The organism is Prevotella disiens (genome assembly GCF_900454955.1).
GTDB classification, from domain to species: Bacteria; Bacteroidota; Bacteroidia; order Bacteroidales; family Bacteroidaceae; genus Prevotella; species Prevotella disiens.
Genome location: NZ_UGTL01000003.1, coordinates 1 through 14279 on the forward strand (window position 1 = coordinate 1; position 14279 = coordinate 14279).

Genomic DNA, 14279 nt, shown 5'->3' on the forward strand with positions numbered 1-14279 from the left:
AAATCAGAGAAAACAAACTGCGTCCCTTTCTGCGCATCATACTTTTGATAATAGTCATTGAGCATCTTGGCACAGTGACTTGCCTTGTTGTCGATATGATCTGAGTAAGCATTTTCATCTATCATGCGTAAATCTAAGCTCATCTTGCGGGCGTAGTCGGTTGCTATCAACATCTTTGCCTTTTCCTCGCTCTCGCTGAGCGGTGCACGTCCCAAGAGTGTGGCATTGCCCGTCTTGGCGAACTCCATCAGCTTGCCGATGAATTCTTCTGCTCTGGCGTGGGCGGTATGTTGTGCAGTATCTCGTTTTTCTCGGGACGGTCGATACCGATGTCCTTTGCCGTGCGGAAATCGCAAATCTCCGCATAAAAGGCAGCCAGCTCTGGCACCTTGATGAAGGTGCGGAACCGCTCTTTCTGGATAATCTCATTGGTGATGGAGAACTCATAGTCGGTCGATTTCTTGGCAAAAACTGCTGCCCAAGCATCAAAACTGTTGATACCCTGCTTCTCCAAAGCCTGCGGGCGCAGATACTTGAACAGAAGATACAGTTCCGTCAGACTATTGGAAATGGTCGTTCCTGAAAGGAAAGTAGCTCCCAAATCCTTGCCCGACCGTTCTTGTATGGTACGAATGGCAAAGAGCATGTTCAGGGCACGCTGCGAGCCGTCCGGATTGCCCAAGCCCGACACTCTGTCATGGCGAGTGTTGAACATCAGGTTTTTGAATTGGTGGCTCTCATCCACGAACAAATGGTCGATACCCATCATCTTGAAGTCCACGGCATCGTCTTTTTTTTCGGCGATGCTGTCCTGTATGTTCTGTAACTTGGCTTCAAGTGTCTGCTTGCGCTTTTCCAAGCCTTTGAGCATACCACGGGAAATCTCCGCTCCTTGCATACGCAGGACTTCGAGGTTTTCCTCCACAGAGTCCTTCTCCTTCTGCAAGATAGCCTCTTGTACTTCCAAGGCTTGCGGTATCATGCCGAACTGCTCGTGCGTGAGTATGATACAATCCCAGTCATTGTTTTTGATGTCATTAAAGATGCGCTGGCGGTTCTGCTTGCTGAAATCATTCTTGCCCGGATAGAGAATCCTTGCATTGGGATAAGCCTTGCGGAAGGTATCGGCAATATCGAATACATTTGCCTTCAGTCCGATAATCATCGGCTTGTTTGCCAGTCCCAACCGCTTCATCTCATAGGCTGCCGTACACATGATGAGTGTCTTTCCCGCTCCCACCTCGTGGTCGCAGATGCCGCCACCATTGGTTTTGAGCATCCATACGGCATCCTTCTGACTCTTGTAGAGGTCGGCAATGCCCAATCGTCTAAGGTCAAGGTCTGGAAACGTCTGGTGCGTGCCGTCAAAGTTGGGTCGTACAAAACAATTGAAAAGGCGGTTGTAACGGTCGGATAACTGCTGCTTGAAGGTGTCTGGCGTGCGTCCGAGCCAATCGACAAAGCCCTGTCTGATTTCCTCAATCTTGGCATTTGCCATCTGTATGGCGTGTCCGTCACGCACCTTGATGGTCTTGATTTCTCCCGTAACCTTATCCGCCACCTCCTTGCTCTTGTTGATGTCGGGAATGGTATTGTGCAGGGCGTGCTTCAGGAGATTGATACCGTCATAACGGCGGAACTCACCCTGTACGGCATACTTGTGCCAGATATTGGCATTCTTTCGGTCGCAGACAATGCTGTACTCGTCCATGTTGGAATGGTAGGATACGCCAATATCCGTGCCGAAAAACTCCGAAGCGAACCTACCATAGACCTTGGCAGGTATCCAGCGTTCACCGAGATTGAAGTCAAGGTCTGCAAAAGGAATGGGTGTTGGCGTGGCTGCACGCAGCGCAGCAAGGCTCTGCTTTGCCTCTTCGTGGTCGGGATGTTCCAAGAGCCATGACTCAATACGCTCCGCCTTTTCTATTACATTGCCCGAAATGAACTTGTCCGCAACCTCATAAGCATTCTCTTCGGGATTGAAATAGATGCGGCCTTCTAAGGAAGAAATGATGTCGCTTTCCTCCATATCAGGTAAAAGCGAACTCATATAGTCAAGTTCCACCGTACCGTACTTGTTAAGCGATGCGCCCAGTGCCTCCATCGGGTCTGTGGCAACGGTCAGCTCCGTGGTAGAAAAAACTGTTGGATGGTCAAAGATGTCCGCCTTGACGTACCTGCCGTTTTCAGAGCGTTCCAAGAAGAGCATTTCCACGCCTGTGGCATCCATCTTGATGATGTCGGTGTTCGCCTTCTGGTTAAAGTAGCCCCAGCGTGCAACATAGTCATCATATAGGTGGTTGAGCCTGTTTCTATCTTCCCTGTCTTCTGCATGGTTCTCTGCCTCGTAGTCATAGAGACGATGATAGCACTCCCGTATCTCGATATAGCTTTTTAGTCGGGAAAGCTGCGCATACGGCAAGTCCATCGGGTTAAAGGTTGGATGTCGCTTTAAGTCGGAAAGAAACCCCACCTGACCTTTCTGCACGACAATGGAACCATCTCTCAGGTGAGAGTCCGGCAATGATAGAAAAGGGCGTGGTGAAGCGTCAAACTCTTTCTTAACCTCTGTTATCGGTTGTGGCTTCCGCTCTTCGGCTTCGTTCATAAAGTCAAAGAGGGATGGCTCAAGGTATGAAGGGGAGGCAGTCTTATTATTGCCCTTTCTTTTGGTTTTACGCCCCGGAGTGACAGTCGAGTGTGTTTCCTTGTTCTCCTTTCCTACTTTGTTTTCTGGATGCTTTTGGACTGTCTGAACCTGTGGTTTAGGGGCTTCCTTAATCTCGCCGTTCACGCGCTTTACTTCCTGCGTCCAGAGATTGTATTCCACCGGAGCGAATAGTGAAGGCTGCTCCGTTTCCTGTCGCTCGTCCATGCTGTCCATCACCGGGTGGTGGTCATCATCAAAATAGACAGTCTGCCCGTTCATCTCCCGTGGGGCTTCCACATCGGTGCGAATTTCTCTCACCTTCTGCTCATATTGACGGTGAAGGCTAAGTACGGGTACGCCCTCTGGGACTGATTCTTCAATAGTAGAGCCTGCCTCTTGTATCTGTACTGTCTGCTCACCGCCCGTTTTATCCACTTGCCCACTTACCTTTTCAACTTGGACTTCCTCTTTGGCATTTTCCGTAGAAAGGCTATCCTCCATTGTCGGAGTCTGAACTTCGGGTGCAGCCTTTTCCTTGATTTCCTCTGTCACCACTTCTTCTTTGGTATATTGTCCCCTGACGACTTCTTCCAGTTCGGCTATCTCGTGCAATTTCTTAGGAGAGAAGTACAGGTCTCGCTCAATACCCAATCCATGTATCTTCACTTCCTCCATCTCGTCAAGCGACATATTACCCAACTCCCAGCCGTAGCCCATTGTTACGACACCGAAACCAATGCGAGTTTTGGGGTCATATTCTAAGAGATAAGCCGTATATGCTCCCATCGGGAAGAAATAACGTGCGTAGGCGACCTTATCACCAATAAGTTCCTTTTCCGTGCTGTAAAGTTTAGGTAGTTGCTTCCTGATACTGTCGGGCATCAAATTATAGGCATTCTTCGCCTCCTTGTGCACTTTGGGATCCTCTTTGGGTAAATTTACCGTTATACCTAACTTTCTCAGTTGTTTTTCAGCTTCTTTCTGCCGTTCCTCCTCCGTCATAGGTATGCCTGTTTCATAGAGTTTTCGATCAAAGCGTTGCTCAAATTCCAAGGAGAGCTGTGCCCTGATACTCTCCGCCATATCGTCAATGCTGCCATCGAAGCGATACTCCCATGCAGGCTTGCCGTATGGGTCTTTGCCCATTATGCGTTCCGTGGCGATGATACGGTGGGCAATGTCTTTCCAATCTCCTGCAAAAAGTGAGTTGTGCTTGAAGACGACAGAAGAGCCTTCTTCTTTGGGAACGGAAAGAGTTTCTACAAACTGCTGTTCAATCCCCTCGCTGATTTCTTTACCAGTCTGCTTCTGCAGGACGATGAGGTCACTGCCTACGTCTGTTCCTGCATTGTCTGAAAACATACCTGATGGCAGTCGGAGAGCAGAGATAAGGCGGCTGTTCTGCATAAGATAACGACGTATGGCTTCATTGCGGGGACTGTCCAATACACCCTGCGAGGTGATGAATGCCAGCAAGCCACCTTCCTTGATGCAGTCCAATCCCTTTACAAAGAAGTAATTGTGGATGGCTCGTGTGGATTCCCTCTTAAGAACATCCTTGCCCTTGCTGTACTCACGGTCATAGACCATAAAATCCCCGAAAGGAATGTTACTTGTAATAAGGTCGTATTTTTCCTTATCTTCCAACTCTCCGATGGCTTCAAAGGGTTCTTGGCGGACAATGATATTGCCTTGCCCATAAGGATGAATGGATTGTGAGATACGGGCAGTGAGCAAATCTTTTTCCATTGCATCGACCATTCCAGCCCTTTTAGCAAAAGTCTCGGTAAAGGCTCCCATGCCTGCCGAAGGGTCCAAGCAGCGACGTATGGGTACATCTACAGAAGTAAGCGCATCGGAAATGGCGGCAACGATACGGGTATCTGTATAGAAAGACGTTAGTACGCTTGCCTTGATGCTCTCCCAGTACCGCTTGGCGGTATTGGCATCGACGGCATCACGGTAAATCATCTGTTTGAGCCTTTGGGTAGGCTCGAAGAGTTGTTGCTCCGACTGGCTCCAATAGCGGAGATCATCGGGACTGTCACATCGGTTCAGCACGCATTTCAAGCCACCGAAGCCCTGATAGTTGCGCAATATGTCTTTCTCGGCTTCGGTGGCTTCGCGGCGTTCTTTTTCCAAGCGAAGCACAACACGGATGGCTTCTGTGTTGGCTTCAAGGACGTTTTTCTTATTGTATGCCATAGTGTTTCTTTTTTAATTAAGGAGGAGGAAAAAGGTCGGAAGATAAAAGAATATCACCTTCCGACCTCTTCTGTTCCGCTTTGTTTCTATAGAGATTATCTCCCTCGTTGTTTTCCTTTCCTGTTTTCAAATTCAAAAGATGTGGTGTAATCTTCATTAAGGACAAGTCGGGCGTTGAACTTTTTGCCTGCCTTGCTCGTCAATCCTCTGAGGATGGGTGTATGTCCTGTAGCCAGCAAGTCCTGGATATGGTCTTCTGTGAGAAGCGTGCCGCAAACCTCACGGAAGACGCGGAAGTCGCAGCCCTCGTGCCTGCATTTGGCGACTTTGGTATAGATGCCCACGCTCTCACTGCCACACTTGGGGCAGCGATAGGTGGGATAAGACTTCTGTTTGGGGGCAAGAGAAAGCAGTTCCTCACAAATGGTGCCAACGTAGGAGTTGATGCCTTGTGCAAACTTTTCGGGCGGCATCTGTCCTGCTTCGATGGCAGCAAGGGTAAGTTCCCATGAGCCTGTCATCTCCGCATTGGCGATTCGCTTGTCCTTGACAATCTCATAGACAGCCAAGCCTTTCTCGGTCGGTACAATGGCTTTCTTCTCTCTGCGGATGTAATCACGGAGGATAAGCGTTTCGATGATGTTGGCACGGGTAGCAGGTGTTCCTATACCGCACTCCGCCATTGCCTTACGCTTGTCTGACTCCTCCACATCCTTACCCGCATTCTCCATAGCAGAAAGTAAAGTAGCCTCCGTGTAGAGTGGTTTTGGCTTGGTCTTATGCTCGGTGATCTCAGCAGAAACAAGAGGCAAAATCTCTCCCTCTGTCAAGTCAGGAAGGGAAGGCAACACCTGTTCATCATCGTTTACCTTTTTCTCTACATCAGCAACCAGTTCTTTCTGTACGGCTTTCCAACCCAAAGAGATTTGTCGGCATGCTTTCCAAGTAAAGGTGTTGGTGCCGTCCGTGAACCGTACCTGCATATGCTCTTCCTCTGAATTGGAGGAAAAGGCTTCGACAAAGCGATTAACCACCATTTGATAGATAGTTGTTTCATCTGCCGACATTCTTGAAGGCGTTTCTCCTGTAGGAATAATGGCGTGGTGGTCAGTAATCTTGGCATTGTCCACCGAATGACGGTTAAGCGGAGTCGGAAGTGTTTCTCCTATCTTGCGGAGCAGGACGGGTACTTCCTCGAAAACATCCTCACTGATGTATCGGCTGCCTGTGCGGGGATAGTTCATAGAATAATGACAATGAAAGAAGAATGGGTAAGTACAAACGGAAACACTTGAACAATAACAACTTATACACTTTTCTGCATTTTGAGATATGGCAAGATTGAGCGAAAAACGGCAATAGTTCCGTTACCAACTCGTAACCCATAGGGCACAAAGCAAAAAGGGGTTACGAATTGAATATAAACAACTGTGGCATAGGTTTTTATTCCTCATCTTTCATTTTTCTGCATAGCTCAAGAACTCTTGTTCGTATGTACCTTTGCAAGCAAAGGAAATTAGAAAAAAAACGACAGAAAAATGAAAGAAAACAAACTGAAAGTCTCGTTTTTCACACAGGCTAAACGAGCGGACAAAAAAGGCATGGTGCCGCTTATCGGACGGATAGAACTGGGCAGGAAGTATTCCGCCTTTTCCGCCAAAAAGAAAGTCCCATTATCTCTTTGGGATAGCAGAAAGCAACGTCTTCTCGGCAAGAGTGCCATCGCAAATTCTATCAACCAGTATTTGAATGAATGCACTGCACTCATTCATGCACGCTATCGGGAACTTTGCGAAAGTGGAGAGTCATTCACGGCTACGGATGTGCGCAATGCCTATCAGGGACAGCTTTGTCAAAACGCAATGCTTTTAGAGTGCTATGCTGAGTACCTCACACAGATTCATGAAAGAGTGGGCATAGACCGGGCAATGAAAACACTGGAGCTGCGTACCTATCAGCAAACTCTTCTTCGGGAGTATGTGCGTAGGAAATACAAGTTAAGTGATATTCCGCTCATGGAACTGGATATTTCCTTTATAGAAGGCTATGAATACTTTCTGACAATAGACCGAAAATTGAAACGTGGCAGTATATGCAGTGCCTTGGCTACATTGAAGGCGGTTGTGAACAAGGCTGTCAAAAATGGCATGATAGACATGTATCCGTTCATTGGTTACAGTTACGAAAAGACGAAAGGAACGCCGAGAAACATCACGCAGGACGACCTGCAAAAGATTATCGACCTGCCCATCAAATGGGAGAAATATCGTGTCGTCCGTGATTTGTTCGTGTTCTCCTGCTTCAGCGGTCTTGCCATTTCGGATATACGCAATCTCAAAGAGGAAAACATCATCATTGAGGAAGGAAAGCTATGTATTAAAAGCAAGCGTGTCAAGACGAAGACCCCTTTTCGCGTAGTAGTTCTCTCCCCAGCCAAGACCATTATGGAAAGATATAGGGGCAGACGTGCGGGATATGTATTTGACGTTCCCCCAAGAGACGTGGTTTACAATGCGATGCACCACATACAGAGAAGTATCGGTATGAAAACCCCTCTGACCTTTCACATGGCTCGCCATACTTTTGCTTCGGTCATTACCCTGTCGGCTGGTGTTCCAATAGAAACCGTAAGCGGTATGTTGGGACATACCAATTTGAGAACGACACAAGTGTATGCAGCGGTCAATTCAGAAAGAATAAGACAGGATATGCAGAAGATTCAACAACGGATAGAACACACTTTCACCTTAAAATTATAGCTTATGGCACGCAGTACATTCAAGACATTGTTTTACATCAACCGTTCCAAACTGAAGAAGAACGGCAAATGCCCGATAATGGGACGAATCACGATAGACGGACAACAAGTACAATACAGTATGGGGTTGGATATCAATCCAAACAATTGGGACGCAAAGCATGGCAGATGCAAAGGCGACATTGACGAAATGAAGAACATCAACCGCATACTGACAGAAAAGGAAGGACAGATACAAACCAAATACAATGAGCTGGTTTGGCAAAAGGGGTATGTAAGTGCAGAACTGCTCAAAAATTGTCTGACGGAGGATTCACAAAGCAATGGAATGCTCATGGAAGAGGCAGACCGTTTTATAGAGGAAAAACGCCCTTGTGTGGGAATTTCCATCGCCCAATCCACTTTCCGCAACTACATCTATGACAAGCAGCTCATAGTATCCTTCCTGCTGGAAAAATACGGAATGTCCGATATTGGTTATTCACGGTTGGACTATGGCTTTGTCGAAGAATTGGATTTCTATCTTAAAAGCAAGCGCAGATTATCACCTGCCACCATTCAAATGACGGTTATTTTCTTGAGAAAGCTCATCAGCATCGGACAACAGAAAAAATACATCCGCCGAGACCCGTTTGTGGATTTTAAGGCGGAAAAACCACGTGGCACGAGAAGGTATCTCACAACGGAAGAACTCAAGCGCATTTTGCAAACGCCCATCTTAAACAAGCAGTTCGAGCGAGCAAGGCAACTCTTCATTTTCTGTGCCTTTACGGGACTGGCTCGTGTGGATATGTTGCGACTGACACCTAAACATATCCACCATTATGATGACGGAACTTGTGAGATACGTATCAAGCGACAGAAAACGGACGTGGAAGCCATCATTCCACTTCTGCCCATCGCAAAGGAGATACTTGACATTCATATAAAAGGGAAACAACACGATGATTTGATATTTCCAACATTGAACGTTAGCAAGGCATCTTTCGCCTGTATAAACATTGGTCAGATATGCCAAATTGAGAAGGGCTTGACCTTTCACATGGCTCGCCATACTTTCGCCACGACCATCTGCCTTTCCAATGGTATAGCAATGGAAACGCTCTGCAAGATGCTCGGACACAGCGACATTGGAACGACACAGATTTATGGAAAAATTACCGACCTGAAAATCAGAGAGGACATGAACCGTTTGCAAGAACATAAAAGTAAGGCTTTTTCTGACTATACGGAAGCTATCGAAAAGCAAAACGCAACAATATTTTAGAAATCAGCAAAAATTTATGTATGAAAACAGATAATAGCAAAAAGGAACTTTCCTATTTTCGATTGAAGTTGGAAAGCTATATGAGTGAACATCACCCCGAGCGATTGGGAGACAAGGAGTTTATCACGGCAAGAGCCGACATAGCACTGACCGCCTACTGCGATGCCGTGGCGCAAGGTTTTAATCATTTAGAAGCAGAAAGAATAGCAAGTGAAGTGCTTTTCAGTGGACTGCATTTCTCAAAGTACGATACCCTTGTTTCTGTCTTGGAGGACGAGTTTGAGAGGAAACTCCCTGCACCGCTCCCCGAGAGGCTTTCGTTTTTATTGTTGGCGAACAAGGCTGTTCAAGCCACATTCGCTGGGTACGAACTGACGGACGAATTTGCCGCAAGCGAACAATACGACCGTCTTTACACCGAACTGACAGGCACGATAGTACTGCTCATCGAGAGCAACAACCTGCCAACGGTCAAACAGACGGAGGAAGCAAGCCCGAAGGCGTTGTAGGCAAAGGCGCACGCAAAGTTCCTGATGCCGTTTCTTATCGTGCAAAGGTACAACGGCAGCCTGTCTGCCCTGAAAGGTCAAGTCCTGCGGATGGAGAGTAGAATCTCCACCGCAGGATTTTTCTTTTTCAAGGCGGTACTACAATCCTCAATATCCGTGCGGTCGTATTCATCTCTCCCAACCTTGCAGGGCAGGGCTGCCGTAGAGAGTATAGGCACTACAAGAATACGGCATACTCAGGCTCTTTGGACGCAAAAGCGAATGATAGAAACAATAGTTAGAACTAACGATTGTCTTGACAATCTTATTATATGACAAGCCATTTTTTATACAACTTATTGTCTGTACAATTTGTTGTCATAACAATTTATTGTCAAGACTATCTATTGTCAAGACAAACTATCGTCATAACAAACTATCATCAAAACAAACTATCGTCAAAACAAAACTATCGTCAAAACAAACTATCGTCAAAACAAACTATTGATAGTTCGACATCTCGATTTGTCGAACTATCGAACTGTTGATAGACCAACAAATATGCAATAAAAGGAAAGAACCGGCACCTCATCTCATTACCGCAATAACGCTGAGGGATTTTCTCGTGGTCTTTTCTCTTGTCTTCCTGACATTTCCCTGCTTTTCCTCATCCCTTGTAGCGATGCTCTTGACCACTTACTTTTGCACCCGATAAGTACGGCAACGGGCAGCATAACAGCTCCATTGCCGAGTAACAATATAGTAATCAAAACAATATCAAAGCAATGAAACTCATTATCATCGACCGCAAAGCGTGGGAGCGGCATCGCTCCGAATTTGCAGACTTTATCCACCGTGTGGAAAAACTCATTGGTAATCCTCCTAAGAACGAGCAATGGCTCGACAACGAAGCCGTGTGCAAGCGTTTGGGCATAAGCAAGCGTACCCTGCAATCATACCGAGATACGGGAAAAATCCCTTTCTCCATGATTGGGCACAAGTGTTATTACAAACAGACCGACATCAGCGAAATGCTGAATGAAGTCAAAAAATGAATGAATTATGGCAGAGAATGAAATCATTACGCAGGAAGACCCTCAGATGCAGTTATTTTCACAACTGATGGAAGGTACTTTGAAGAAGTTGGAGCGGTATTGTGCCACAGCTCGTCCGATGTTAGATGGCGAGGTTTACCTTTCGAGCGAGGAAGTGTGCAGCCACTTACGGCTCAGCACACGCACGCTCCAAGAGTATAAAAATGCAAGAATACTTCCATTCTACAAAATCGGAGGGAAGATACTTTACAAACAGAGCGACATACAAACAATGCTTGAAAAGTATTATAATCCAATACCGCAAACAGGTAAGTTATGAGTTAAGTTAAGAAATCAGTCGCGACTTAAGTAAAATGGTCAGTTATGACTTTGGTCAAAAAAATAGTTTCGACCTAAGTCAAAATTAACTTTAGTCAAAAATATGTCAGCTCATAAAGTCAGTAAGTCAAGAAATTAGTCAAAACTTATCTCTTGACTTACTTTTTGAACTTTGAACTCTCGTCTATCAAAAGCACCCCAGAAAGGTTGCTTTATGGAACATAACAAACTATCTCTTTCTTTATACTGGCAAGGTGTGTCTTTGTACCACAAATTGCCATTTGTACCACAAAGACACTTGCCCCGAAAGGGGATTAAATCACTCCAAAGTCGTGATTAGATAACATAGAAACGATGAAAAGAAAGAAAACTAACAAACCTGACGGCAGATGTGCCACCTGCCAAAAATGGGACAGATGGCACATCAGGTTACCTAACTACGAAGACCAACAAAAGGTCATCAATCTTTATCGAAAGTCGGGAGCAAAAACCAAGAGCGATTATCTAAGGGCAAGATTACTTGGAGAGTCATTCAAGGTTATCACAGAAGACAAGTCAGATGAGAAATACTTGCGTGATCTCTCTAACATAATATCCCAAATTTACAAGATAAGTATTTTCTATAATGAAGCTGTCAAGACGCTCAACTGTTATCACTCAACAGCTACTGCCCAAAGAATGCTCCACAAACTTGAGAGCTATTCTGAAGCCATCATCAAGCTGCAAGTGCAAGCGATAAAATTAACGGAGGAGTATTCCGATACAAAGTAGTTATGTGTGTGCTGTAAAAATACCGTGAATTATCGCAAACTCACAGAATTAATAGCTGAAGTTCATCAAGTAGGAGTAAACTATAATCAGGTGGTTAAACTTCTACACTGTAATACGGCAGACAAAAGCGTTCAGGCTTTATTGAAGGAACTTATCAGATTGACAAAAGAACTCATCGCCCTGCAAGAGAAGACGGTGAGTTTAACCATTGACTATCGAGAGAGATAATGTAAGAGAGGGGATAATATTCCTACAAAATGTCCATTACGCCGTGTTTCCTTGGATTGCACAGCCTTTTTTGTTACCTTTACAACTGTAAAACAAGGTTCTTTGAAACATTGCAAAATAAGGAAAAAGAAAGAAACTCGTTCGTTTCTTATTCACCTTTTATATGTTGTATATTCTATTTTTACCTAGTAATCAGTCGATTATATTCACGCCCATTACCTTTGCATATGACAGCCTATTTTTATTAGCACAAACAAAACTGTGATAATCTTTATTATATTCCTATTCTATTTTTCTTAAACTGCTATAAATTTGAAATTATTAGAGATTTGATATGCCTTTGAGTCTGAATAACACACCGCCCTCTTTCTATATCAGAGCTTTACTCTTTCATACAAAACTATCAATTACGCAATTTTTACCTCATCATTTATGGGTATTTTAATGCAAAATGAGGAAAAAGATAGAATAAAATTTGGAGGGTACATTATTTTTACCTAAATTGCGCAATATGAATTCTTATCTATAATGTCAAACTAAAACAGATGGTTATGAAGAACTATTATCTAAAATTATTACCCGTAGCACTCTTTTTTTTGAGTGGGTGTAGTGACAAAGCAAATGAAGTTGATACCATTATAGATAATGGGTATAGATCTTATATTTCTTTGTCAGAACAAGAGTACAATAGTATTGCCTATCCAGATAATAAGGAATTAACAAATTCCGAAATTGAGGATATTGCAAAATCATACATCGAAAGTATTAAGGGGACAAGCACAAGAGCGACCTTTAATTCTTTCTCAGATGTACAAAAAGAAAAAAATCACTTTACCTTTGACGACAAACAAGCACGAGAAAGATGAAAACATAAGTTTCACAAAAATAAAGTGGACTGCCCAACAAACAAAGAAACCGATAAGTATGATTGTAAGTTCTGATTGTCGTTTCCCTTATGTTATTGCTTTTTCTGAGGAAGGAGATTTCTTTTCACCAAACGAAACAGCAGATTTGATGATAAAAAATGCAATGAACATAGCCTTGCAAGAGATTTCCGTAATTAAGCAATGCGAAGATTCTCTTCGTGAAAAGACAAAGGCTTATGTCAATACGCAAATTAGGGAAAAGGGGATGAAACATGTAGAATACCTTGTAAACAATACTCCTGTAACACGCAGTTCTGCCACAGGCAATCCTTCTGGGCAATTATATAAAATAGTTGAGCCTATGCTAAAAAACAAAATGGGATCAGACAAGTCCTTATAATCTTTATATGCCTAAATGTCCCCAGAATATGATTTTTGGCTATGGTTATGACGGACGCCATCCTGCAGGGTGTGCAATTATTGCTTGGGCACAAGTCTTGGCGTATTTACAACCGAATATTAATGATATTACAACTCCTGAAGGACAGAAGTTTTATTGGGGTAATTTAGGGAAGTTATTCTCCGAATTTTTGGGGAACCATGAGCCTACTGAGGAAGATAAAAGATTAGCCTCTTTGATAAAGAATCTTGCAGATGGAAGTGGCACAAAATTTACACGCAAAGGAGGTTCTGTTTCTGTAGATGAAGTTGCAAATTATGTAAAAAAATGGAATATCCATATTGATGGAAAAAACTCTTGTACTTTCCAAAATATGGCAAAACTCTTTAAATTCAAGAAGACCTGTTATATGTAGAGGAACTGCAAGAGCCATCAGAGGAACAAGAGCTACAGGAGTATTTACCAATGGTTCACATGCATGGGTTGTTGATGGTTATCAAATTCGCGTTCGTCCCTCTAATGTGGCTCTTTCACCAAAACAACCTCGCAGAATTTTAAAGAGGTACATGTTTATTGCCATGCAAATATGGGATGGGGAGGAAGTTTTTGATGGTTGGTATTTATATCGTTATGACGGAAGTATTGACTTCGATTGTGGAGGAGATTTATACGATATAGATTTAGCCTGTTATCCAAATGCTCGTTTAAACTAATATCTTTTGGCAATCTCTCTTCAAACGAGATTGCCTTTTCTTTAAATACTATAGAATATGCGTTTAAAATTGAACAATACAATATATATAGTTTGTGCTATCTTTTTGTTTTTTCATAACTCATGCATGAAAAATGAGATAGAGTTAAAAGAAAAAGATGAAAAAAAAATAGTAACTTCCTATGAGAGAGAATATCAATGATGCGGAAACAGAACTCAATGATATTCTTTTAGGCAAAACAACTCGTGTAAACTCTATTGTTCCAAAACACCTCATTCTGAAAAATAAATTTACTCTCAAAGTAGACGGAACTTCTATAGGTACAAGAGTTGGGGAACAGACAAGGTCAGATGTTGATAATTCAACAAATGTACATATTTTCAATTTTCAAGGTGGTGGATATGCTATAATGAGCGGAGATACAAGGGTTACTCCAATGTTAGTGCTTACAGATAAAGGAGAAATCCCTCAAGATGGTGTCGTAGACAATCCTAATCTTGTACCATTTTTGGCAAATATGGAAGTCCAAATCATTAAAGAGATTAATGAGTTTAACG

At 43.7% G+C, this 14279-nt stretch carries 11 protein-coding genes and 3 pseudogenes; 11 read left to right on the forward strand and 3 right to left on the reverse strand.

What is annotated here, in order from left to right:
* Together DYI03_RS13065 and DYI03_RS13070 are read right to left on the reverse strand one after the other, a co-directional pair.
* Window positions 1-4858: pseudogene (locus tag DYI03_RS13065) on the reverse strand (DUF2958 domain-containing protein); the annotation flags it as partial.
* Window positions 4859-4953: 95 nt separating this feature from the next.
* A pseudogene (locus DYI03_RS13070) lies at window positions 4954-6096 on the reverse strand (type IA DNA topoisomerase); the annotation flags it as partial.
* 300 nt (window positions 6097-6396) lie between these two features.
* On the opposite strand from DYI03_RS13070, the gene DYI03_RS13075 reads away from it, so the two are divergent.
* Genes DYI03_RS13075 through DYI03_RS13085 form a run of 3 tightly spaced genes read left to right on the forward strand, consistent with a single transcriptional unit; the run spans window position 6397 to window position 9392 of the window.
* On the forward strand, window positions 6397-7617 hold the full coding sequence (locus tag DYI03_RS13075; RefSeq protein ID WP_115368001.1) for a site-specific integrase: 1221 nt from the start codon (window positions 6397-6399) through the stop codon (window positions 7615-7617).
* Window positions 7618-7620: 3 nt separating this feature from the next.
* Window positions 7621-8883, forward strand: coding sequence for a site-specific integrase (locus DYI03_RS13080; RefSeq protein WP_025073050.1), 1263 nt, complete (start codon window positions 7621-7623; stop codon window positions 8881-8883).
* 20 nt (window positions 8884-8903) lie between these two features.
* A complete protein-coding gene (locus tag DYI03_RS13085) occupies window positions 8904-9392 on the forward strand; it encodes a DUF1896 domain-containing protein (RefSeq protein WP_025064882.1) in 489 nt (162 codons plus the stop codon).
* Between the two features lie 77 nt (window positions 9393-9469).
* Here DYI03_RS13085 and DYI03_RS13550 read toward each other — a convergent pair whose 3' ends face one another.
* Window positions 9470-9610, reverse strand: coding sequence for a hypothetical protein (locus DYI03_RS13550; protein WP_169337607.1), 141 nt, complete (start codon window positions 9608-9610; stop codon window positions 9470-9472).
* 546 nt (window positions 9611-10156) lie between these two features.
* On the opposite strand from DYI03_RS13550, the gene DYI03_RS13090 reads away from it, so the two are divergent.
* The 8 genes and pseudogenes from DYI03_RS13090 to DYI03_RS13115 form a co-directional block, all read left to right on the forward strand.
* On the forward strand, window positions 10157-10426 hold the full coding sequence (locus DYI03_RS13090; RefSeq protein WP_025064883.1) for a helix-turn-helix domain-containing protein: 270 nt from the start codon (window positions 10157-10159) through the stop codon (window positions 10424-10426).
* Between the two features lie 7 nt (window positions 10427-10433).
* Window positions 10434-10745 carry a helix-turn-helix domain-containing protein gene (locus DYI03_RS13095; RefSeq protein WP_021670260.1) on the forward strand — a complete coding sequence of 104 codons (312 nt, stop codon included), beginning with the start codon at window positions 10434-10436 and terminating at the stop codon, window positions 10743-10745.
* Window positions 10746-11098: 353 nt separating this feature from the next.
* The gene (locus DYI03_RS13100) at window positions 11099-11515 is read left to right on the forward strand and encodes a plasmid mobilization protein (RefSeq protein ID WP_021668271.1); all 417 of its coding nucleotides are present in this window, start codon (window positions 11099-11101) and stop codon (window positions 11513-11515) included.
* Between the two features lie 30 nt (window positions 11516-11545).
* Window positions 11546-11743 (forward strand): annotated as a pseudogene (locus tag DYI03_RS13105) (plasmid mobilization protein); the annotation flags it as partial.
* A 551-nt stretch (window positions 11744-12294) separates the two neighbouring features.
* A complete protein-coding gene (locus tag DYI03_RS13785) occupies window positions 12295-12609 on the forward strand; it encodes a hypothetical protein (RefSeq protein ID WP_244916367.1) in 315 nt (104 codons plus the stop codon).
* On the forward strand, window positions 12581-13009 hold the full coding sequence (locus DYI03_RS13790) for a hypothetical protein (RefSeq protein WP_244916369.1): 429 nt from the start codon (window positions 12581-12583) through the stop codon (window positions 13007-13009). Before DYI03_RS13785 ends, DYI03_RS13790 begins: the two co-directional genes overlap by 29 nt.
* Before the next feature lie 28 nt (window positions 13010-13037).
* Window positions 13038-13424 (forward strand): C10 family peptidase, encoded by a 387-nt coding sequence (locus DYI03_RS13795; protein WP_244916370.1) that lies wholly within the window; start codon window positions 13038-13040, stop codon window positions 13422-13424.
* A gap of 479 nt (window positions 13425-13903) precedes the next feature.
* The coding region (locus tag DYI03_RS13115) for a Spi family protease inhibitor (RefSeq protein WP_147287688.1) at window positions 13904-14279 on the forward strand (376 nt) is incomplete at its 3' end.

Excerpts from the sequence above, each read along its gene's own strand:
- DYI03_RS13090 (WP_025064883.1), top strand. The coding sequence starts at position 10,157 with ATGAAACTCATTATCATCGACCGCAAAGCGTGGGAGCGGCATCGCTCC.
- DYI03_RS13075 (WP_115368001.1), top strand. The coding sequence starts at position 6,397 with ATGAAAGAAAACAAACTGAAAGTCTCGTTTTTCACACAGGCTAAACGA.
- DYI03_RS13795 (WP_244916370.1), top strand. The coding sequence starts at position 13,038 with ATGATTTTTGGCTATGGTTATGACGGACGCCATCCTGCAGGGTGTGCA.
- DYI03_RS13080 (WP_025073050.1), top strand. The coding sequence starts at position 7,621 with ATGGCACGCAGTACATTCAAGACATTGTTTTACATCAACCGTTCCAAA.
- DYI03_RS13785 (WP_244916367.1), top strand. The coding sequence starts at position 12,295 with ATGAAGAACTATTATCTAAAATTATTACCCGTAGCACTCTTTTTTTTG.
- DYI03_RS13095 (WP_021670260.1), top strand. The coding sequence starts at position 10,434 with ATGGCAGAGAATGAAATCATTACGCAGGAAGACCCTCAGATGCAGTTA.
- DYI03_RS13085 (WP_025064882.1), top strand. The coding sequence starts at position 8,904 with ATGAAAACAGATAATAGCAAAAAGGAACTTTCCTATTTTCGATTGAAG.
- DYI03_RS13100 (WP_021668271.1), top strand. The coding sequence starts at position 11,099 with ATGAAAAGAAAGAAAACTAACAAACCTGACGGCAGATGTGCCACCTGC.